Annotated in this window: 20 protein-coding genes and 1 tRNA gene; 10 read left to right on the plus strand and 11 right to left on the minus strand. The window is 33.8% G+C overall.

All coding sequences use genetic code 11. The features are described 5' to 3' along the window. Positions 1–1,746 (plus strand): DUF2070 family protein, encoded by a 1,746-nt coding sequence (locus C6989_RS07420; protein ID WP_148703631.1) that lies wholly within the window; start codon positions 1–3, stop codon positions 1,744–1,746. On the opposite strand, the gene C6989_RS07425 is transcribed toward C6989_RS07420, so the two are convergent. Next, positions 1,730–2,383: a hypothetical protein gene (locus C6989_RS07425; protein WP_148703632.1), complete on the minus strand. Its 654-nt coding sequence runs from the start codon at positions 2,381–2,383 to the stop codon at positions 1,730–1,732. The two genes, C6989_RS07420 and C6989_RS07425, sit on opposite strands and share 17 nt — an antisense overlap. An 81-nt stretch (positions 2,384–2,464) precedes the next feature. Between C6989_RS07425 and C6989_RS07430 the strand changes: the two genes are divergently transcribed. Continuing rightward, complete coding sequence (locus C6989_RS07430) at positions 2,465–4,918, plus strand: ABC transporter substrate-binding protein (RefSeq protein ID WP_182126803.1); 2,454 nt, start codon at positions 2,465–2,467, stop codon at positions 4,916–4,918. Here the strand turns inward: C6989_RS07430 and C6989_RS07435 are convergent. The 4 genes from C6989_RS07435 to C6989_RS07450 form a co-directional block, all read right to left on the minus strand. Beyond that, entirely contained in the window at positions 4,903–5,394 is a 492-nt protein-coding gene (locus C6989_RS07435; RefSeq protein WP_182126804.1) for a DUF367 family protein, read from the minus strand. The two genes, C6989_RS07430 and C6989_RS07435, sit on opposite strands and share 16 nt — an antisense overlap. A 34-nt stretch (positions 5,395–5,428) precedes the next feature. After that, positions 5,429–8,719 (minus strand): lamin tail domain-containing protein, encoded by a 3,291-nt coding sequence (locus tag C6989_RS07440; RefSeq protein ID WP_182126805.1) that lies wholly within the window; start codon positions 8,717–8,719, stop codon positions 5,429–5,431. Positions 8,720–8,857: 138 nt separating this feature from the next. Next, positions 8,858–9,154, minus strand: a complete 297-nt coding sequence (locus C6989_RS07445) for a hypothetical protein (RefSeq protein ID WP_237087641.1) — start codon at positions 9,152–9,154, stop codon at positions 8,858–8,860. 85 nt (positions 9,155–9,239) lie between these two features. Further along, a tRNA-Pro gene (locus C6989_RS07450) sits at positions 9,240–9,316 on the minus strand. A 72-nt stretch (positions 9,317–9,388) separates the two neighbouring features. On the opposite strand from C6989_RS07450, the gene map reads away from it, so the two are divergent. Beyond that, a complete protein-coding gene (gene map / locus C6989_RS07455; protein WP_148703635.1) occupies positions 9,389–10,282 on the plus strand; it encodes a type II methionyl aminopeptidase in 894 nt (297 codons plus the stop codon). Between the two features lies 1 nt (position 10,283). Here the strand turns inward: map and C6989_RS07460 are convergent, their stop codons facing one another. Both C6989_RS07460 and C6989_RS07465 read right to left on the minus strand, forming a co-directional pair. Beyond that, on the minus strand, positions 10,284–10,463 hold the full coding sequence (locus C6989_RS07460) for a hypothetical protein (RefSeq protein ID WP_148703636.1): 180 nt from the start codon (positions 10,461–10,463) through the stop codon (positions 10,284–10,286). Then, positions 10,463–11,584 (minus strand): DUF1512 domain-containing protein, encoded by a 1,122-nt coding sequence (locus C6989_RS07465; protein ID WP_148703637.1) that lies wholly within the window; start codon positions 11,582–11,584, stop codon positions 10,463–10,465. Before C6989_RS07465 ends, C6989_RS07460 begins: the two co-directional genes overlap by 1 nt. A 137-nt stretch (positions 11,585–11,721) precedes the next feature. Here C6989_RS07465 and C6989_RS07470 point away from each other — a divergent pair, with 137 nt between their 5' ends. Beyond that, positions 11,722–12,282: a TATA-box-binding protein gene (locus C6989_RS07470; RefSeq protein WP_012214981.1), complete on the plus strand. Its 561-nt coding sequence runs from the start codon at positions 11,722–11,724 to the stop codon at positions 12,280–12,282. 171 nt (positions 12,283–12,453) lie between these two features. On the opposite strand, the gene C6989_RS07475 is transcribed toward C6989_RS07470, so the two are convergent. Both C6989_RS07475 and C6989_RS07480 read right to left on the minus strand, forming a co-directional pair. Continuing rightward, a complete protein-coding gene (locus tag C6989_RS07475; RefSeq protein ID WP_148703638.1) occupies positions 12,454–12,783 on the minus strand; it encodes a tRNA-binding protein in 330 nt (109 codons plus the stop codon). A gap of 38 nt (positions 12,784–12,821) precedes the next feature. Continuing rightward, on the minus strand, positions 12,822–13,019 hold the full coding sequence (locus C6989_RS07480) for a hypothetical protein (RefSeq protein ID WP_148703639.1): 198 nt from the start codon (positions 13,017–13,019) through the stop codon (positions 12,822–12,824). 390 nt (positions 13,020–13,409) lie between these two features. On the opposite strand from C6989_RS07480, the gene C6989_RS07485 reads away from it, so the two are divergent. Genes C6989_RS07485 through C6989_RS07495 form a run of 3 tightly spaced genes read left to right on the plus strand, consistent with a single transcriptional unit; the run spans position 13,410 to position 16,219 of the window. Next, positions 13,410–13,826, plus strand: coding sequence for a type II toxin-antitoxin system RatA family toxin (locus tag C6989_RS07485; RefSeq protein WP_148703641.1), 417 nt, complete (start codon positions 13,410–13,412; stop codon positions 13,824–13,826). Positions 13,827–13,829: 3 nt separating this feature from the next. After that, the gene (locus C6989_RS07490) at positions 13,830–15,038 is read left to right on the plus strand and encodes a glycosyltransferase family 2 protein (RefSeq protein ID WP_182126807.1); all 1,209 of its coding nucleotides are present in this window, start codon (positions 13,830–13,832) and stop codon (positions 15,036–15,038) included. A gap of 38 nt (positions 15,039–15,076) precedes the next feature. After that, positions 15,077–16,219: a S1C family serine protease gene (locus C6989_RS07495; RefSeq protein WP_148703643.1), complete on the plus strand. Its 1,143-nt coding sequence runs from the start codon at positions 15,077–15,079 to the stop codon at positions 16,217–16,219. A gap of 75 nt (positions 16,220–16,294) precedes the next feature. Here C6989_RS07495 and C6989_RS07500 read toward each other — a convergent pair whose 3' ends face one another. Both C6989_RS07500 and C6989_RS07505 read right to left on the minus strand, forming a co-directional pair. Beyond that, positions 16,295–16,882: a hypothetical protein gene (locus C6989_RS07500; protein ID WP_182126808.1), complete on the minus strand. Its 588-nt coding sequence runs from the start codon at positions 16,880–16,882 to the stop codon at positions 16,295–16,297. 14 nt (positions 16,883–16,896) lie between these two features. After that, on the minus strand, positions 16,897–17,256 hold the full coding sequence (locus C6989_RS07505) for a KpsF/GutQ family sugar-phosphate isomerase (protein ID WP_148703645.1): 360 nt from the start codon (positions 17,254–17,256) through the stop codon (positions 16,897–16,899). Between the two features lie 144 nt (positions 17,257–17,400). On the opposite strand from C6989_RS07505, the gene cofG reads away from it, so the two are divergent. Genes cofG through C6989_RS07520 form a run of 3 tightly spaced genes read left to right on the plus strand, consistent with a single transcriptional unit; the run spans position 17,401 to position 21,185 of the window. Next, positions 17,401–18,570, plus strand: a complete 1,170-nt coding sequence (gene cofG / locus C6989_RS07510) for a 7,8-didemethyl-8-hydroxy-5-deazariboflavin synthase subunit CofG (RefSeq protein WP_148703646.1) — start codon at positions 17,401–17,403, stop codon at positions 18,568–18,570. Beyond that, the gene (gene cofH / locus C6989_RS07515; protein WP_148703647.1) at positions 18,567–19,826 is read left to right on the plus strand and encodes a 5-amino-6-(D-ribitylamino)uracil--L-tyrosine 4-hydroxyphenyl transferase CofH; all 1,260 of its coding nucleotides are present in this window, start codon (positions 18,567–18,569) and stop codon (positions 19,824–19,826) included. The genes cofG and cofH overlap by 4 nt, the downstream gene beginning before the upstream one ends. Continuing rightward, complete coding sequence (locus C6989_RS07520) at positions 19,827–21,185, plus strand: TldD/PmbA family protein (protein ID WP_182126809.1); 1,359 nt, start codon at positions 19,827–19,829, stop codon at positions 21,183–21,185. The last annotated feature ends 12 nt before the right edge of the window (positions 21,186–21,197 follow it).

Consider the following 21,197-nt stretch of genomic DNA (forward strand, 5'->3'; position numbering starts at 1 on the left):
ATGGAAAAAGCACCAGATGATGTATCAAATATCCACAACAGGTTTTCCCTTACTCTAGTCAATCCGTCTTCACATTACTTTTCACTATTTGTCTCATTAGGGGTTGCTGCAATAATTTCACTGGCAACACTTTTGGGCTACTTTGGAACTAATATAGAAGAAACATGGCATGTAGTTCTTGCAGTAATCACGGTACTTTTCTTAACACAATTACTTGACACCAGATTCACAAAGAAAAAAGAATACTCAAAGTCATTGCATTCATCATTATTTGCAAACATGTTATGGGCAGCAACAGTATTGTTAGGACTACTTGCAAGTCTAGTGTTATCCAAAGAGCCATCATTGTTCTTGATCACATTTGGTATGTTTCTATTTGCAAGTTTTAGAATCGGGATTTACACAACAACACTTGGTGTAAGCATAAAGAGAGCATGGGCAATTTGCTTTGTTCAACCACTAGCAATGTTTTTGGCCTTAGTACCACAAGACCAATGGATTCCAATGCTAAGTGATCCACTTGCATTAGGATATGGAGTCTCATTTATGATCATTGCAAGCGTATGGTCCATTCTCACAGACAGAGCTGGAAGACCAGGAATGGAAAGCACACACAAAACAATTCAAGCATATTTGGCATCTCAAAAAAATGATCATACAGAAGCTGAAGAAATTATGGAACAACGCTCAAGTGAGACAAAAGTTGCAACATCCCAAATCAGATTATCACCACAAAACGGAGGTAAAGAATTCAGAATGGTGTTACCTGAAATTCATCCAGGGCCATACCATCCTGTTGGAGGAAGCAACATACCATATCTAATTTACAAAAATTTGTCATCTTCAGCCATGGTAATGCATAGCATATCAGATCATGCATTAAATCTCCCATCAAAAAATGAAGTTGAGAATTATCTCAAAAATTTAGAAAATAGTAAAATCAAAGAAGAGGGATTACAGTGCACAGAACCAGTAACAGTACAAATCAACAAAGCAAGAGTAATCGGATTACTTTTTGGAAAAAATCCATTATTGTTTTTATCATTGTCACCTCACGGAATGGAAGATATTCCAAATTACATGAAAAATGAAATCGAACAATATGCTAAAAATAGAAACTATTCAAAACCACTAATCGTTGATTGCCACAATGCAATGGGCGAAGAGATTTCAAATGAAGATGGAGAAGATATGCTAAAGGCTGCAAAATCATGTCTAGACACTCTAATAACAAAAGATAGTTTTCCAATTGAATTTGGTTATGCAAACTCAGACAACATGGATGTATGGACCGAAGATCTAGGAATGGGAGGACTAGGAATTGTTTGTCTCAAAATAAATGAAAAAAAATACTTTCTAGGGTGGGCGGATGCAAACAATATGGAAAATGGAGTTAGAGAAAAAATCATAGATTTGTTTGCAAAAAAAGATCTCCAATTACTTGAAATTTGCACTTCAGATACTCATTACGCCCCTGTTAAAGCCAGGAATAGAAACGGATACTATCAATTAGGATTAATCACAAGTGCAGACAAACTTGCAAAATGGTTCTTAGAGATTGCAAGTAACGCCGAATCAAACACTTCAACTGCAAAATTTGAGATTTTAGAAAACGAGACAAAGGTCAAAGTTATGGGTCAAGGAATCTACGAGGATTACTCTAGGGCACTAGATAACTCGTTGAAAATTACCAAAGTATTCATGATTGGAGGAGTGGGGTTCTTCATTACTAGTCTTTTTGTATAGTTTTCATTTGATCAATATTTCCATAAAACTCATCAACAAATGAAGAGAATTGAAAAATAGGTACTATGGGTACATTTTCAATAAAATCTACTTTGTCTTGATACAGCGTAACTATTACAGGCACAGCAATTGCGCCCTCTGTTTTTGCAACATATTGTTTTGTTCTTTCGATTTGTTTTTTTACAACAGAAGAAAGGGACGACGTACTATAACGCTTCCAGTGTTTACAATCAATTAAAATTGCAATTCCTAACCTGATTCCAACTACATCAATTTCCATTCTGGGTTTTGTTAAGATCATGTTTTTTATTACAGCAAAATTTTTTGATGATAAAATTTCAGCAGTCAATCCTTCAAAATCTTTCCAATCAAGAGCGATTGAAATTTCATCAATTGGGAGTCCCTTTTCAAGCAATGAGATGGCTATCTTTAGTTTATCCCCATCTTCAAAATAATAGAAATTGTCATGTTTTGTTCCAATTTGATTTTTGACAAATTCATCTAAAATTATTTTTGAATCACCCTCATTTATCTTTGTAACAGCAGAAAAATCTTTGACAGATACACCACCTGGAATTATACCTTGTAATCCAGTAATCATTTTTAAATTAATTTTCAATGGGATTTCGTGAGACATGAAAGGAATTTAGGTTTTAGGAAATAAGAACGACAGGGTATTGTGATATAGGTTTTATTATAACCCGATTAAATTAGCGGTATGAAAAAATTGCTAGTTTTCATACTAGCTCTTTCAATTGTAGTTGTTGTAAACAATCAGTCATTTGCTGAAAAAAGTGTATTTGTTGATTCTGTGAAATTTATTCAGTATTTAGATGAAAATACTGCATTAGAAGAAGTTCGAAATGGGAATTTAGACATTTATTATTACAGAATTTCATCAGACAGATTAGAAAGCAATCAGTCAAGAGAAGGATTACAGGTCTTTGATTCAACTGGTGGCTCTTATAGTATTCTTGTAAATCCAGCAGATGCTGAAAAGTTTAATCCATTTTCAATCAAAGAAATCAGATTTGCATTAAATTATTTGGTAGATAGAAAATTAATTGTAAATGAATTAATGGGAGGATATGGTTCACCCATAATTTCCTATTACAGCACTTCAGATCCGGAATATCTAACAATTTTAGAGGAGTTGGAGATATTTAACTTCAAATACAATCCAGGGCTTGCAGAAGAAATTATTACAAAAGCTCTCAAAGAGAAGGGGGCAATCAAAAAAGAAGGAAAATGGAAGATAAATGAAAATCCAATAGAAATTAAAATTTTTATCAGAAGTGATGACCCCGTTAGAAAATCTATCGGAGAGATTCTTGCAATAGAGTTAGAGAGAATAGGATTTGTAGTCAAAAAAGATTTTGGTGATTTGAATAAAGCATTTGTTGTTGTATATGGTTCAAATCCATCTGAGTTACAATGGAGTCTATACACTGAAGGGTGGGGACGTTCGGCATTTGTGAAATATGATTCTGTAGGATTGGGTCAAATGTACTCTCCATGGTTTTCAAACATGCCAGGATTCAATGATCCATCATATTGGAATTATGAAAATAACAAACTAGATGAGATTACACAAAAAATTTACACAGGAGAATTCGAAACATCTGAAAAAAGATCAGAGTTGATTCGAGAAGCAGTAGTTGAAGGAATTGATGAATCTGTAAGAATTTTCTTGGCAAGCAAAATTGATCAGTACGTTGTAAATGAAAGAGTCAGTGGAGTTGTTAATGATTTTGGAGCAGGAGTACCAAGCAGATTTACACCAATTAACGCACAAAGTGATAGTGACGAACTTGTGATTGGGGTCAAACAGATCTATCAAGGTGCATGGAATCCTGTTATGGGATTAACAGACAGCTACAGCAGACATATTTGGGGCACGATATCAGATCCTGGAACATTCAAGCATCCATTTACAGGAGAAACATTTCCAATTAGAACAAGTTGGCAAGTTGAAACAGCAGGTCCAGATGGAAATCTCATAGTTCCTACAAAAGCAATAATGTGGAATCCAACATTGCAAAAATGGGAAAATATCAAACCAGAAACAATGGCAACAAGCAAAGTTGTTTTGGATTTTAATTTTGGAAATTGGCATCACGGTCAGAGAATAGACATGAATGATATTTTGTATTCACTATACTTTACAATTGAATGGGGGACACAAATAGATGAAAACGATAGAACCTTTGATACAGAGTTTACACCAAGGGCTGCTCAAAGTATTCAGACAATAAAAGGGATAAATCAAATCGATAAAGACACTATAGAAGTTTATGTTGATTACTGGCATTTTGATGAAGGGGAGATAGCGGACTGGGCAGTTATTTGGAATACAATGCCATGGGAGATTTCTGCTGCAATGGAAAAAGCAGTTTTAGATGGCAAGGCATCATTTTCCAGATCGGGAGCTACAAGTAAGAATGTAAATTGGATTTCATTGATAGTGCCAAATGATGCAAATCTAGTCAAAGATTATTTGAGTGATTTTAGAAACTCGAACTACATACCTATATCATTAAAACAAAATAATTTAGAATCAAAATACTATCAAGAAAGATTTGAATCAGCAATAAAGTGGATTGATGAAAAAAACCATGCAGTAATTAGTAATGGTCCATTTTATTTAGAGTCATATTCACCAGAATCACGGACAATTTTAGTAACTGCTTTTGATGATGATTCATATCCCTTTGAAATTGGAAGTTGGTCTGAATTTCAAAATGCAGCATTTCCAATTATCAGAGAAATTAAATTAAAAGATGTGATTCAAAAAGGAGAAGAATTTTCAGTAGAAATAGAGGTTGAAAATACAGATTCTATCCTATACTTTTTAGTAAATAGTCATGGAAATATGATATCATCAGAATCCATACAAGTGGATAAAGACAAAATAAATCTCAAAATAGATTCAGAAAAATTACTGCCTGGAACAGGTAACATCAAAATTTTTGCTGTTTCAAATTCAGTTCTTAAACCAGATTTTTATGAATCAAGTTTTATTGTAACTGAAAAGAAAACAGAGTTACCAAGTAGTTCTTCTGATAATATAGAATTTTCAGAAGATGGTATAAAATACGAGGTTTTGATTATTCCCATAATCATTATTATCGGAATTATTATTTTATTAAAAAAACATCATAACAACCCATAATCTTTTAGAATTAATTCAACTTGTTCTTCCTTTTCTAATTTGGAATATTCACCCAAAAGGTTTTGATTAAGTTCATAGAATGTATGTCCCCACTTGAATTTATCAAGCAACTCTAATCCCTGTTCGTTATGTCCCAAAATAAACAAAGATGCTGCCAAGGCTTCAGCAGTAGTTAATTTATTTAATTTAGCATAGTTTACTGGATTTCCTGCAAGCAACGGGGGCAACTTTCGTTTTATTCCATTAAATTTTTTTGAAAATGCTTGATCTGCTAGATTCCAAGAGCAATCAATTCCAACTATAGAGTTGATCAATGACCTGTCTTTTGGCATCAAAGTATTTTTTGAAAAGGGATCTAAAACTAAACCTTTTATTCCAATCTTTTTAATATTTTGAGCAAGACCAAACTTTATCATTTTTGCAGCAGTACATTTTTTTGGATCATCTTGATAAAACATCAAAACCTGAAGTTTCATTTCAAATAATTTTAGAATGAAGAGTATTTTGAATTTACTCTACAGTCTTGTATGTTACCTTGTAATAGAATCGAGATACCTGATCATCTTTTATTATCTCCACATTCCAATCAGAATCAAGTAAGAAATCTTCAGAGGATTCAGGTAAAATACTGAATTTTTCTAGGCGAACATCAGGACCACTATATCTAACATTTAGGCTCATTCCATCCACCTCCACAACATCATAGATTTGACCAGGTTTTCTAGTAGATTCACTAACAAGGCAATCAGCATCAGGACCAATTACACAAATACCACTTGAAGATGAAATTTTGAGATTAACATCAGAAATATCAGATCTTAAAGGAGTTAGCAAAGAACCTGAAACAACTCTTGGCAACAGAGTCACATCATCAACAGTTTTTTCTTGTGCAGATACAGAAATGATATTATCAGCAATTCTATTTTCTTTTTCAATTACTGTTTCCAATTTTGGAGTAGGTGGTTTTTCAACAACATTAAATCGGATATGTTTTGTTTCAAAGTCAGCATCAATGGTCACCTCATATTTTCCAATTGCAGATGCAGTGTTTGGTATTTTATATTCATGAGTAAATGAACCAGATGGGCTTGGGCGAATTGATTTAACTGCACCAGCATGAACTCCACAAATAAAAGAGCCACAGGTAATTTCGGTATCAGACTTTTTAATTATGCTTACATCATATGTTTCTAGATAGATGAGTTTGTTTGGCTTTCCAGAAATTATTACAGTATCACCAGGGTGATATTCAGGTTTATCAGTAGAGACTAACAAAGATACAGGATCATCAATACCAAAAGTAAAATCATTAGCAACACTAAAGGTAGCAGTTGCTCTAGCAGTAGAATAGACTGCCTTGACAGAATAAAATCCTTCACTAAATACGGTTGCAGGTAATTCAAACAAACTTGAAAATTCACCTCCAGGCTTTGGATAAACAGCAGATTCATGAATAATTTTGTAAGGGAATACACCATCCAGAATTTGGATTGTTACACGGTCAGGTACAACAAGTCCTTCATCGCCCTGTATTCGTTGAATTACATTTCCCACTACCTTGAGTTTTTCTCCTGCTTGGTAAAGGGGTTTTCCAGTTGTTACAAATATAGGAGTTTTTGAAATAGAATCATTTGCAGGATCTGCTGAAACCTTAAAAAATAGTGTTTCACCATAGGAGTCAGTTCCTATGTTTATTTTATAAAGACCAAAATTAGAAGAAGATGTACTTCGACTGTCATCTCCTTTAATAGTTTGATATCTTTCAGAGACAGGAGTGGTCCAGGACCATGAAAATCTCTGATTATCAATTGGAGCTCCATATGTTGTGGTTGTTCCATCAGGTCGTGTTACTGAAATTGTTACGGCTCGATCACTAGTAGGAATAATTCCGTTAAGAGAGACCTTTTCTCCTAATCCATATACCTCTTTGTCAAGGGAGATAGTAAGGCCACCAGCCAAATCATCAACAACTTCAAAAGTTGCAGTGGCCAAAAGATCAAGATATTGTGCAGTAATTATGTATGTCCCTTCAGAAAATATTAATCTGCTAATATCAGTTGCGACTTCAAACGTTCCACCAGCTTCAGGAATTGCAGTAAGCTGGTAATCTGCTACTACAGATCCTTTTCCTCCAGTAGCACCTTGATTTACCCCTCCAGGTACCCCAAAAATCGAAAGAGGTTTTCCATCTTCAGTTTTTATTGAAATCAACACTGTAGGAATCTCAAAACTTGTGCGTTCAACAAGGTTCTTTATTTTACCACTAATTACAAGTTCTTTATCCAAATTGAAATCATAAACAAGTTTGTTAGTTGTAATAGCCAAAGGTTCAGTTATCTGAACAAAATTTTCAGGATCTACTACCGCTTTTATGGTTTTTTTGACAGAGCCAACATCTTTTGAAACTTTAATTTTATAATCTCCTAACCGCATATTCTCATTAGGAATGGTAAATGAGTATTGGAATTTTCCATTTCCATCAATTCTAACGACATCCAAAATTTTTAGGACAGAGCCGCCACCAACTTTACTACCAGTACCTAATGAAAGGCTCTTTGTTTGTACTATTTCTAAATCAAGTGCAGGAATCCAAACATCATTTAGTCTTCCTGTAATAGTAACAACTTCACCCAATCCATAAACTTCTTTATCAGTCCACAAAGATATTGGAACTGTTTCTTTAACATCTTCTACTACCTCAAATGTAGCAATTACAGATTTGTCAAAATATTCCCCAATTATTTGATAAGTTCCATAAACTGGGTTGACAGTAGATATGAAAACATTAGTTTTGAATTGGCCATCCACTGGAAACAAATTTCCATTATAGACAACATTATCAGAAGAATCAGTTACTGTGAACTTCATTCCTTGAAGAGGTATAATTTCAGTAGTAGTGCCCATAATTGAAACAAGTTCACCAGGAAGGTATTGAGATTTGTTCGTAACCAAACTTAGATAACCATCCTGTTTAGATTGTTGTTCCGTTATTTCAAAACCTACAGAAAACGAGGTACTTGCAGTAGCACCAGCATAACTTACATTTACATCATAATTTCCTTCATTAATACCTAAAACTTGGTGTAGACTCAAAGTTGTTTTATAATTTAATTTTAAATCAGGATACAAAGTCAAAGTTCTATCAAAGTTTGGACCAGTAATTTTTACAGTAATTACTTCAGGTTGGAAGAATGGTTTTTCAATAAAGACTTTTTTTGAGACACTTCCTTGAATTATTACAGTTTCTCCAAATGAATATGAAGACTTTGGAGATGAAACTGTTACAGTGGTTTCTTCTGCTTTTTGTTCTTGTATTAATTTCCCATTAGTAGAGCCAGATGTAGAGGTTACAAATTTCCAATCATCATAGCTGTCAAAATCATAGCCATCATAGATTCTTTGCCAAGATTTAAAATCATTTTGAATGTCAGATAGAACAGGAGTCTTGTCAATTACAACACCATTTTCATCTCTCAACTCAACTGATTCACTCGAATCAGTGAACCAAACACTTTGATATGAAAACGTTAAGAATTGTCCAGGATTAATAGTTGTCCCAGATGGAATGGTCATAGTTTTCTTTAGAACAGTAGTTGATGCAATCTTCCATCCACTCAAATCAATTGTAGAGTCAGTGGGATTGTAAAGTTCTACCCATTCAGAAATAGATTTTGAATCATCTCCAGGGGGATTGATATCAACTTCATTAATTACAACGGTTTGATCAGTTTGGGCATATACAGGTACAATTACTCCTGCAAGTAAGAATATGAAAAATACTATAGGCAGGTTCCGATTCATTGCTGTTTCCTACTTTTTTGGGCCAGAAGAGTCATTTTAGAATGAAATTGAGGAAAAGTTGAGCTAGTTGTTAAAGTCATATATCTTAAAGACATCAGGAATTTTAGTAGTTTTTCAGTTTTAAGGCATACGTAGGAATCATTCCTGAGAATAGTCACAGTTTGGACATTTTTTCTCATGTATTTTAGCCCCGCACTCAAGGCATATGCCTTCACCCACATCCCTTTGAATTAACTGTCGTCTCTTTGCAACATAGATTTTGATTCCAAAATACATGATAATTACAATAATTGCAGCATATGCAGGACTCATAAAGGGAATAAGACCAATCATAAAAAGCAATAATCCTGCAATCAAAATTATATCTCGTCTCTCAAATTTCAATGAATCAAGACCTCGATGAATTGATAAAAACATGCCGGAGCTCAGAGCCATTAGTTTACTTCATATCAAAGTCATTACTCTAACTCTTCTTCATTGCTCGGCAGTAATAATATGAATTGATTTGATAATAAGATAATGGTGGGATCGGCGAGATTTGAACGCGCGACCTCTGCGTCCCAAACGCAGAATCATACCAAGCTAGACCACGATCCCAGTAAATCCTAAAAGTTGCCCAATTTAAGCTTCACAGATAATCATTTTAAAGGTACACAAAGGAGCAGAATTGTGCAAATAGAAGAATACATCAAAGCAGGAAAAATTGCATCTGAGGTAAGAGAGATAGTCAGGGTAAAAGATTGGATTGGAAAAACAGTTTATGAAATTTGTGAGTCGGTAGAAGATGAGATTAAAAAACGTGGTGCAAAATGTGCGTTTCCAGTTAACACAAGTATCAATGAAGTAGCAGCTCACTACACTGCAGAGCCAAATGATCCCATCACTATCAAAGATACAGACTTGGTAAAAATTGATCTTGGTGCACAGATTAATGGGTACATTGCAGATACCGCAGTAACAGTATGTTATGATCCACAGTATGACGGACTAGTACAAGCAGCAGAAGAAGGACTAGCAAATGCAATGTCAATGATAAAAGCAGGAGTAAAAGCAAGTGATGTTGGAAGAACCATTGAAACTACAATAAAGCAAATGGGATACAAACCAATTGCAAATCTTAGTGGTCACTCCCTAGAACAGTACACAATACATGCAGGGAAATCTATTCCAAATATTTGGTCAATTGGAGGATTTTCACTTTCAGAAAATTCAGCATATGCATGTGAGCCATTTGTGACAACAAGTGATGGAGGGGGGTTTGTCAGAAACGGGCAGATAAAAAATATTTTTGCAATAAATTCTAGAAAGAAGACAAAGGATCCGGAAGCAGACAAGATGCTTGATTTTATTTGGGAGAATTTTAACATGTTACCATTTGCCTTAAGGTGGATTACAAAAGAAAGAGATGAAAAAGAAGCAAGGGATTTGCTCAACATATTGATAAAGAAAAAAGCTGTCCAAGCATATCCAGTTTTAATTGAAGTCAATGAACAAAGAGTTGCTCAAGCAGAACACACATTCATTCCAACAGAAAATGGGGTCACCGTTACTACCAAGGCATAGATTATTGTTCAATAGTTTCTCCAAATATTTTATCAATCACAGTATCACCATCACAAGAGTTACATTTTGATATTTTAGAGAACAATACATCTCCTTCAGCAAATTTTCTTTTCTTTTGTATTCCACAACCTTCACATTTTTCAATAGTGTACGCAATCGTGATTTTTTCTTTTGAGAACATTATTGAGGAACTCCCACAGTATTGCCAACACCTATGATGGCTACAGATTGACCTTCTTTTGTATTCTCTCTAATCATTTCATAGACTTGTAAGCGAACATCATCGGCTTGGTCTGCAATTTCTTTTGTCATCAAAGTTATTGCCTCCTTAACAGACTGTTTTACTACAATAGAAAATATTGGAATTTGTTTTTTAGTTGCAATTGCCTCAATGTGGAATTTCTCAGTTCCAATTCCTCCAATGGCTGCACCAAATCCTCGTGCAACAGATGCAGAGTCCTCACCTTCCATTTTCAATGCAGCATCAATCATAATTATTGCATCCAATTTATTTTCTGAAATTATTGATTCTAGTGCATCAGCAGGTCTTCCAACAGTAGAACCAGGACCTTCTGCTTTTAATAAAAATAATTTTCTGCTTTCAAACTCAGTTTTAGCAACAGCAGTTTGAAACGCAACAATTTCTTTTGGGCTATGTAACATCATTTTTCCAACAACCATGGGTCCAATTCCATCACCCACAGGTTGTCCTCTTTTAAATACAGGAATTGCTTCTTTCATTGCCTCTGCCTGCTCCATTATAAAAGGCAGAATCATCTGAAGTGGCAAAATTAAAGGATAGTTATTTTGTTTTTTAGCAGTCAAAAACATGTGATTGATAATTTTATGAATCATCTGCAAGGATGATGCAATTTCAAGCAAAGTTTGAGTTTTAGATAATTCTACATCATTTATTTCAGAAAAAAGTGATTTCACATGTTCTCGAGTATAATCTTCTCTGGATCTTACTGTATGCTGGACCTTCTCAACAATTCCATTCGGATCCATATCAACAGGCATTATAGTAAAATAATCTAGAAATTGATCAATTTTCTTTTCAGGGTTATCTTTTGGATTCAGATGTTTATTGACATAATTAATTAATTCATTTCTTGATTCTTCCCTGAATCCACCTAGTTTTTTAATTCCTTTTTTAATTTCACCTGAAGTTACATACAATTGAATTCGTTGACCATAAAAAATGAAGATGATAATTGGCAAAATCCAGATCAGCATCATTAAGGGATTGGTATCATCTTTCATTCCAAACAGCTGATCAAAATCAAAATTTGTAAAATCCACTAAATCCCCGATCGTCAAATCTCAATTAAACCATTCGTCTGCTACAAAATCAAGCCAAAAAATTGTAGAAAATGCCTCTAGATGTGAAAAAATATGGCGAGTGCTTTTATTATAGTTCAAATACAAAAAAATCGAATATGCCACAAACCAAACCTATCGTAAGTGTGGAAAATGTAGTAGCTTCTGCATCTGTAGACCAAAAGATGGACTTAAATGAGATCACCAGAACATTTCCAGATGTAGAATACCATCCGGACCAATTTCCAGGATTAGTTTTTAGATTAAAGAGTCCAAAAACTGCAACATTAATTTTCACTTCAGGTAAAATGGTATGTACTGGTTCTAAATCAGAAGAGATGGCAAGAAAAGCCGTAAAGACAGTTGTTCAAAAACTTCGAAAGGGTGGAATCAAAGTAAAGAAAGATGCAGTTGTAGAAATCCAAAATATAGTTGCATCAATTAACCTCGGCGGAAAAATCCACCTAGAACAAGCTGCAAGAACATTGCCACGAAGCATGTATGAACCAGAACAATTTCCAGGACTTATTCATAGAATGCTAGATCCTAAAACAGTCATTTTGCTATTTTCCTCAGGAAAACTGGTCTGTACAGGTGCAAAAAAAGAGCCAGATGTTTACAGGTCTGTAAATAATCTGCATGCATTACTAGAAGAAAAAGATCTAATGATTTATGACTAGTCATAAATCAAATATATTTTCATTAATTTTCTAATTATTTAGTTATAAAAATAATCAAACTTTAATGCAAAATCTACAACATTAATCAGATAATCAAAGAAATTATGGCATCTAAATAACAGGTAGAAAACACATTGAATAAAAGACTAGCATTCCCTTTCAAAAATTAAATTATTTGATGGGGCTTCCTAAAGGAACGTCTTCTTCCACGGTCAACCAGAATGGTCTGTCATCTACATCTGCAGCTAAAAGCATTGCATTAGATTCCACTCCTGCCATCTTTTTTGGTTCCAGATTTGCAAGAACAATTACAGTTTTTCCAATAATATCATCTGGTTGAAAATATTGAGCGCCACCAATAATCACATCACGTTGATCATCATTTCCTAAATCAATTTGGCCTTTGATTATTCTTGTTTTTCCTTCAATTGGCTCTGTTGCGATAATTTTTGCAACCCTAATATCCAATTTTGCAAAATCATCATATGATACATTTGACATGAAAAGACATTAATTTTGCCTGTTAAATGAATTTCGAATTACTGTAAATCTTTTTTATCAATTCCACTAGTTTCAATCTCATATCGCAATGCAGCTGGAAGTTCCATATACTTTTTGTTAACCATTTGAATAATTTGGTCTTCAGGCACATTGACTTTTTTTAATAATTTTCCACGTTGATGCGCATATGCATTTTTCCAAAAACCAGCACCATCAAAGGTTCCTATTTTTGGCATGTATTTCGAGGGTTTCATTTTCTTTCAAAGATTAATTGACTGTGACGGAAGAATGGCAAATGCCATTAGAACTGGAGTTACTGTTCTGGATTTTAGGCATGTTGCCCATCACAGTCTATATTCTATGAAATCGGAATCTAATATATTTGATGAAGCTCAAAAGTTGCAATATAATACTTAGAATTTACGAGTAGAACAGGAATAACAAATAGTACACATGATTCTAGGATAGCGTTTTGTATTCCATAGAAGATATACACATTCATCATCTAAGAGAAATTTTGTTTTGCACTTACGACAAACATATTCACATAAGGGTTCAGGGAGTCTATCCCCACATTCATGTTACAGATTATTACATATTTAATGCAGGATGAATAATTTTACCTCATGGCAAAAATAGAAGTCAAAGTCCAAATTATTGCTCCTGTTGAAAAAGTATGGGATATTGTTTCAGATATCGATAATGAACCAAAATTTTGGAAGGGGACAAAAAAAGTAAGAAATATCTCAAAGAATGAAAATACCATCAACAGAGAAATTACAATAGCATTTCGTGATCAAAAATGTCTACAAGAGATCACCATAGAGCCAAAGAAGAGAATTCATGCAAAATTCACCAAAGGAATAATCAATGGTGAAAAAATTGTCACTTTAATTCCAGAAGAAGGTAAGACCATTCTTCAAACTGTCTGGGACATTAAATTGACAGGAATGATGGGGATGTTTACTGGAATGATAAAAAAACACATCAAAAGCGGTACTGAGCAAGCTATGCAAAGTATCAAAGAAGAGATTGAGAGATAGTTCATGGACATAGTATTTGATGTTTTTAATTATTCATTGTCTGCAATTCTAATTGGAATATGTGGAGCTTGGACATATCTAATAAAATCAATGGTAGATTCATTTCGATTAACACCATATTTAGATAGATTCAAAAACACTGCACAAGCATCACCAAAAGTATCAATAATTCTTCCAGCAAGAAATGAAGAGGAATTTCTTGGTAGATGTTTAGATTCATTAATCAATCAAGATTATGAGAACTATGAGATTATTGTAATTGATGACTCATCAGAAGATTCCACAGCAAACATAATTTCAGAGTATGCCAAGAAAAATCTAAAAATTATTCATGTGTCGGCAAGACAAAAACCAGATGGATGGATGGGTAAGAATTGGGCATGTATGGAAGGGTACAGAAAGGCAACTGGAGAACTTTTACTGTTTACAGACGCAGATACAACACATCAAAAAAACGTTGTATCACTTGCAGTGGCACACCTTCTTTCATTTGATTTAGATGCATTATCAACTATACCCAAAATGAGAACATTTGATTTTTGGACAAAAATTACACTTCCAATGATCTCAACATTTTTGCATACGCGATTTTCTGCATTAAATGTCAATAACCCTTCAAAAAAGACAGGGTATTTTTTTGGTAGTTTTTTCATTTTAAAGAAAACAACATATGAACAAGTTGGAATGCACGAAGGTGTAAAACATGAAATAATTGAAGATGGTGCACTTGGTAAAAAAGTAAAGGAATCAGGTTATAAAATGAAGATGGTTAGAGGAGAACATCTTATTGATGCAGTTTGGGCAAGAGACAAAACCACACTTTGGAATGCACTAAAAAGATTGATGATTCCTTTATACCTTCAAAGTGGAAAAATTGCGATAGGAATTTTCTTTGCAGTAATGTTTTTGCTCTTTGTTCCATTTCCAATTTTGGTGGCATCAATTTTATTACCTGTTGAAACTTTATCTTCAAAAATTCTTTGCATCACATCACTAATCGGATCACTTTTGATTTATACTGGAGCAATAATCGAAGCCAAAAAAGGATTGGAGTTAAGATTTGCTCATGCATTATTTGCCCCACTAGGCAGTTTGGTGGTAGTTTTAGGATTTTTGACAGGATTACTTCAAGCCAAAAAAACGTCATCAGTTACTTGGAGAGGAAGAAGTTACTCTATGAAGGATCATACTCAGAGTTCAATTAGCGTATAGCAAGCCTTTTAGATACAAAATAAGAAATAAAAAATCTCATGGACAAATCAGGCGTATTTGTAGGTGGGGCCATAGGAGCTGCAATTGCAATAGTAGTTTTTGCAGTGTTATTTGTTTCACCACCAGAATCAGTAAAGCCAGACATTATTGTTAGTAATGGACATAGTCCAAGTACTGTTGGAGAAACCACCCCAGCATACACAAAAAAATTATCATTAATAGAGATATTTGAAAAATCAGAACCAGGAGTCGTCAGAGTTAATGTTCAAAGAGGTGAAACTGGCGATTCAGTTGGAGGAGTTGGCTCAGGTTTTGTCTTTGATAAAAATGGTCATGTAATAACAAACGCACATGTGATCAAAGAGTCTCAAAAAATTGTTGTAACTTTTCTTGATGGAAGATCATATAATGCAGAAATTATTGGAGTAGATACGTTCACAGATCTTGCAATAATCAAAGTTAACGCAGATTTATCATTGCTACAACCATTATCAATTGGAGATTCTTCAAATCTCAAAGTTGGAGAACCAATAGCAGCCATTGGTAATCCATTTGGACTATCAGGGTCCATGACATCAGGCATTGTTAGCCAATTAGGAAGATTGCTTCCATCAGGTTCAGGATATTCAATCCCAGATGTTATTCAAACAGATGCAGCTATCAACCCAGGAAACTCTGGAGGCCCATTATTGAATATGAGAGGAGAGGTAGTTGGAATCAATACTGCAATTCAATCAGCAACAGGGGAATTTACAGGTGTAGGATTTGCAATTCCATCACAAACAGTTGCAAAAATAATTCCTACATTGATTGAAGATGGGGAATACAAACATCCATGGATAGGGATTTCAGGCAGAGATATCGACCCTGATCTAGCCAAAGTATTAGATCTTCAAGATGCAGTGGGCTTTTTGATAGTAACAGTAGTAGAAGATAGTCCAGCATCCAAAGCAGGATTAATAGGATCAGAGAAAACTATTGAGGTAAACGGAGTCAACTATCCAATGGGGGGGGATATTATTTTATCAGTTGATGATGTTGAAGTAAGAAAGATTGATGATATTTTGATTCATCTTCAAAGAGCAAAATCAGTTGGGGATGAGATGATTTTAGAGGTGTTACGAGATGGTAGAACCACAGATGTTTCAATTATTCTTCAAGAAAGACCAAATGGGAATTAAGTAATATAAAAATAAAAAAAATTAAGTCTGAAGTAGAGTAATCTAATAAAATTTTAAAATTATTTGAGAATCACATCAAGTAGATATTTCTTTTAATTGGATATTAAAAAAATCAATGTCTGTCATCATGAGATGGTTCATTTCATCAATGACTTTTTGGACAACTTCAGTTTTTGATGTAAAAAATCCTTTAAACCAATCACCTTTTTCAACACCGCCAATATCTTGAGCAACTAATGCAAACAAGTAATCATTATGTTTAGAAATTACAATCCACATATCTTGAAGAGTGGTTCCAGCACATGTTAAAATTTCAGCCTTATCAGGTGGAGTTTGTGGTGCAAAGAACGGGTTATCAAATCCACCAATAATCCAAGCCTTTGGAATATTTTTTAACATTTCCAAATATCTATTTTCAACATATTTGTAAAGATGTTCGGTTTCAAATGTTGCAACTAGTGGCGCATATGCTCTTTGTGCATGCTCCTCAATCATCATACTAAGCCTATAGAGATCAGTTCTCTTCACTTTGTCAAAATTCAAATATTCTGCATTAATGTAGGACATAAGAGTATCAAACCGATTTCTATCAGCGACATCCACTAACGAAGTATCTCTAAGTTCAGGAAATTGATTTGTAATGCTCTCTAAAAATTTCACCATATCAGTTCTCCATTCTAGTTGTGTCTGGGGGACGCCTTACCAGTAATTCGTACGATATCCGGATCAGTTGCAATTTTTTCAATATGTCTTACACCCATCAAACCAGAAAATATCACACCATCTCCCCATTTGTTGGTAGTAATTTCAATTGGGTATTTGTCTCGACCTTCTTCTTGTTTTTTATGTAAATCTGTCCCTTCCTTATAGGTGGCAGTGATATTTACGTGTGGAATGTCTGGACCAACATATCTTTTTAGATTTAATTCAAACAACAATACACGAATTAAAAGTTCAGGATCAATTGTGGGATGGCTATTCATAACATTATTTAAGAAAACACGAAAGTGTTCAGAGATTGTTAATGTTTGACTCATACAGGCTTCACGTCAAAATCAAATTTAAGGGACATGACAAACAAATCAACTTTGGCACTAGGAATTGTTTTTAATGCTGAATAGTACTCAGAAATTAATCAGCAACCACACAAGCATAAATACTTCCCATCAAGAATTCTTCTGTTGAACAAACTTGTACTGAATTCTGAGAGTTTAAACAATGTTTTAGACAATAGGGGAATTTCGCGTCAAAATATATTAGAAATTTATCAACATGCAATAAAAGATCCAAATGAGCTTTTTTCAGCAGCACAAATTTTAAGAAAAAAATACAAAGGAAATGCAGTTACATTTTCAAAAAAGGCATTTTTCAATATTGTTAATCTATGCAAAGATAGTTGCTCATATTGCACATACAAAGCAGAGCCAGAGGAAGAAAAATTATCACTAATGTCAAAGCAACAAATTACAGAATTACTTGAACTGGCAAAAAAATACAGATGTGTTGAAGCATTATTTGTAACAGGTGAACAACCCGAACAGAGATATCAGGAAGCAAGAGATTGGTTAAAAGAAAATGAGGTCACATCAACGTCAGAGTATCTAATTCATGCATCAGAAATAGCATTAGAAAAAGGGTTGTTCCCACATACCAACGCAGGCAATCTAAATTTTGAAGAGATGAGAGAGTTAAAGAAAACAAATATTTCGATGGGATTAATGCTTGAAAATGTTAGTGAAAGATTAACTGAAAAAGGAATGCCTCATTTCTTGGCAGCAAGTAAAAGACCAAAGGCAAGATTAGAGATTTTAGAAAACTCCGGAAAATTACGAATTCCAATGACCACAGGAATTCTTGTAGGGATTGGAGAAACCATAGAGGAAATTATCGATTCATTACTGGCAATAAAACAATTACATCAAAAATACGGAAACATTCAAGAAATAATTTTACAAAATTTCCAACCAAAACAAGACACTAGAATGAAAGACGAGCCATCAGCTGATGAGAAATATTTCAAGATTGTAGTGGCGCTATCTCGAATCATCATGCCAAAAATGAATATACAGATTCCACCAAATCTCTCTCCAAGATCATATCAAAGTTTTTTGTCAGTTGGAATAAATGATTGGGGAGGAATTTCTCCTCTAACACCTGATTTTGTAAATCCTGAATTTTCTTGGCCAGAAATAAACAAGGTAGAAGAAAATTCAAAGAATGCAGGATTTAATTTGAAATGTAGATTTCCAATATATCCTGAATTCTCTTCTTTTATTAGTAAAGAGTTACAAGATAAAATGGAAAAAATTCAAGATGAGGAAGGTCTAGTAAAAGAGGAGTATTGGAGATGACAGCAAACATAGACTCACTTTTTAAAAATTCTGATCCAATTATTTCAGAAATTCTAAACAAGGCACTTTCAGAAAAAGAAGTATCAACAAAAGAAGGGCTAGCATTATACGATGCATCTGGAATTGATTTTCATTTAGTAGGATTGGTTGCAGATGAATTGAGGAAGAGAAGAGTTGGAGACATTGTTTCGTATGTGGTAAATAGAAATATCAATTTTACAAACGTCTGTATCAAGCAATGTGGATTTTGTGCATTTAGTAGAGATTTTAGAGAGGAAGAAGGATATTTTCTTCCAACAGAAGAAATTGTACGTAGAACAAAAGAAGCATATCAATTAGGAGCAACTGAAGTTTGTGTGCAGGCAGGCCTTCCACCAGATATGGAGGGAGATGTGTATGAGAATATTTGTAGAGAAATAAAGAAAGAGGTCCCAGATATTCATATTCATGGTTTTTCACCTGAAGAGATACTGTATGGAGCAACACGTTCTGGAGTTAACATTGAAGAATTTCTCAAAAGAATGAAAGAAGCAGGAGTAGACACACTCCCAGGAACATCAGCTGAAATTCTCGATCAAGAACTAAGAGATAAAATTTCACCAGGTAGAATAAGTGTAAAGGATTGGGAAAAAGTCATCAAGACTGCCCACAAAATGGGAATCAATACCACATCAACTATGATGTTTGGACATTTGGAATCACTTGAAGACAGAGTAAAACATATTGAAAAACTCAGAGAGATTCAAAAGGAAACCAATGGATTTACAGAATTTGTTCCACTAAATTTTGTTCATACAGAGGCACCAATGTACAAACACCAATTGCATGAAGGAATTAGACAAGGCGGTAGCGGAAATGATGTCTTACTAACTCATGCCATTGCAAGAATTATGCTCAACAATTGTATAAACAACATACAGATGTCTTGGGTCAAAGAAGGACAAAAAATGTCTCAGCTTTTACTGATGTGGGGAGCTAATGACTTTGGGGGAACGTTGATCAATGAAAGTATTTCAACATCTGCAGGTTCAGAACATGGTCAATTATTAAAACCAAAAGAAATTAGAAGGATGGTAAGAGAGATTAAAAGAACTCCTGCTGAAAGAAATACAAAATATAAAATACTGAAAAAATTTGAAGATAATGAAGAACCAGAAGAGGGACTAGATAAAATTACAAACACATCACAATTTGGCTCATATGTAGAATTGATTAAAATAAATAAATTCAATTATCAAAATCCAAGGAGAAAATAATTGTCTGCCTTAGAAAAGGCATTACAACATTCAAAGAAAAAACGAATCGATGAATGTGAAATTATTTTTGTGAAAAAAAACATCACCACAGTAAGAATAACAGATTCAGAGATTGCAGAAATCAAACAAAATTATGATGAAAGTTTTGGAATAAGATTAATTCATGAGAAAAAAATTGCAACAATCCAAACTACAAAAAAAGAAGAAATAGAAAATTCCGTGGATTTAGCATTTTCAACCATTTCAAATCTAAAATCAAGAGAATTTTGGAAAGGACTGCCTGAAACTGCACAAAATACAAATCTCAAAGGAACGTACGATGATAAATTAGAAAATATTTCAGGCTCAAATTCAATGGATATCGCACAATCTATGATAAATTCAGCAAATTCTAATAAAATTAATACGATTACAGGCTCATTAAACATTGTTTCAGAGCTTTTTGAGATAGAGAATTCAAACGGACTCCATTTCAATGACAAATCAACATACATTTCAGGAATCATTAATGCAGAATCAGAGCAAGGGATTTTACCAGTATCAGGAATAGGACACGCAAATTGCAGAACCCTATCAAATTTTTCAGCAGAGCAGATTGGTCAAGATGCAAAAAAAATGTGTATTGAATCAATAAATCCAAAAAAAATTAACTCAGATGTTTATTCAATAATTTTTGAGCCGTATTCTGTGGGAGAATTATTAGCGTTTGTTGTTGGATCAAATTTCAATTTTAAAACATTTTCAGAAAAGAAGAGTTGCTTTTCAAATAATTTTGAAGATAAAATAGCAGTTGAGGATTTTAATTTAACAGATGATCCACATATACCAGAAGGGATAGGAACAAAATCAGTTGATGACGAAGGAATGACTACAAGAAAAAACAGTTTAGTTGAAAAAGGTGTTTTTAAAAATACTTTTTCTAATCTTTTTGATAGCTACAAAGAAGATAAAGAATCCACAGGAAATGCTGCAAGGTTAAGCTCATTGATGGGCAGAAGTTCAGAACCTATTCCAATTTCAGCACCACATAACCTAAAAATTGATTCAGGAAAATCCTCGCAAGAAGACATGATCAAAGATACAAAATACGGATTGTTAATTGGAAGATTATGGTATACATATGCAGTAAATCCCATAAAGGGTGATTTTTCATGTACTGCAAGAAGCGGCATTAGAATTATAGAAAATGGTGAAATTAAGGGTCCGGGAAAATCTGTAAGAATTGTTCACAATCTTCCAATAATGTTAAAAAATATTTCAGAAATTGGAAACAATCAACAAAATGTTATCCAATGGGCATCATTGCCATCCATCACTCCTTCAATCAAGGCTGAAAATATCAAAGTAAATTCAATTTGAAACAAATTAGAA

Origin of the sequence: Nitrosopumilus sp. b2, from assembly GCF_014078535.1 — an archaeon.
Classification (GTDB): Archaea; Thermoproteota; Nitrososphaeria; order Nitrososphaerales; family Nitrosopumilaceae; genus Nitrosopumilus; species Nitrosopumilus piranensis.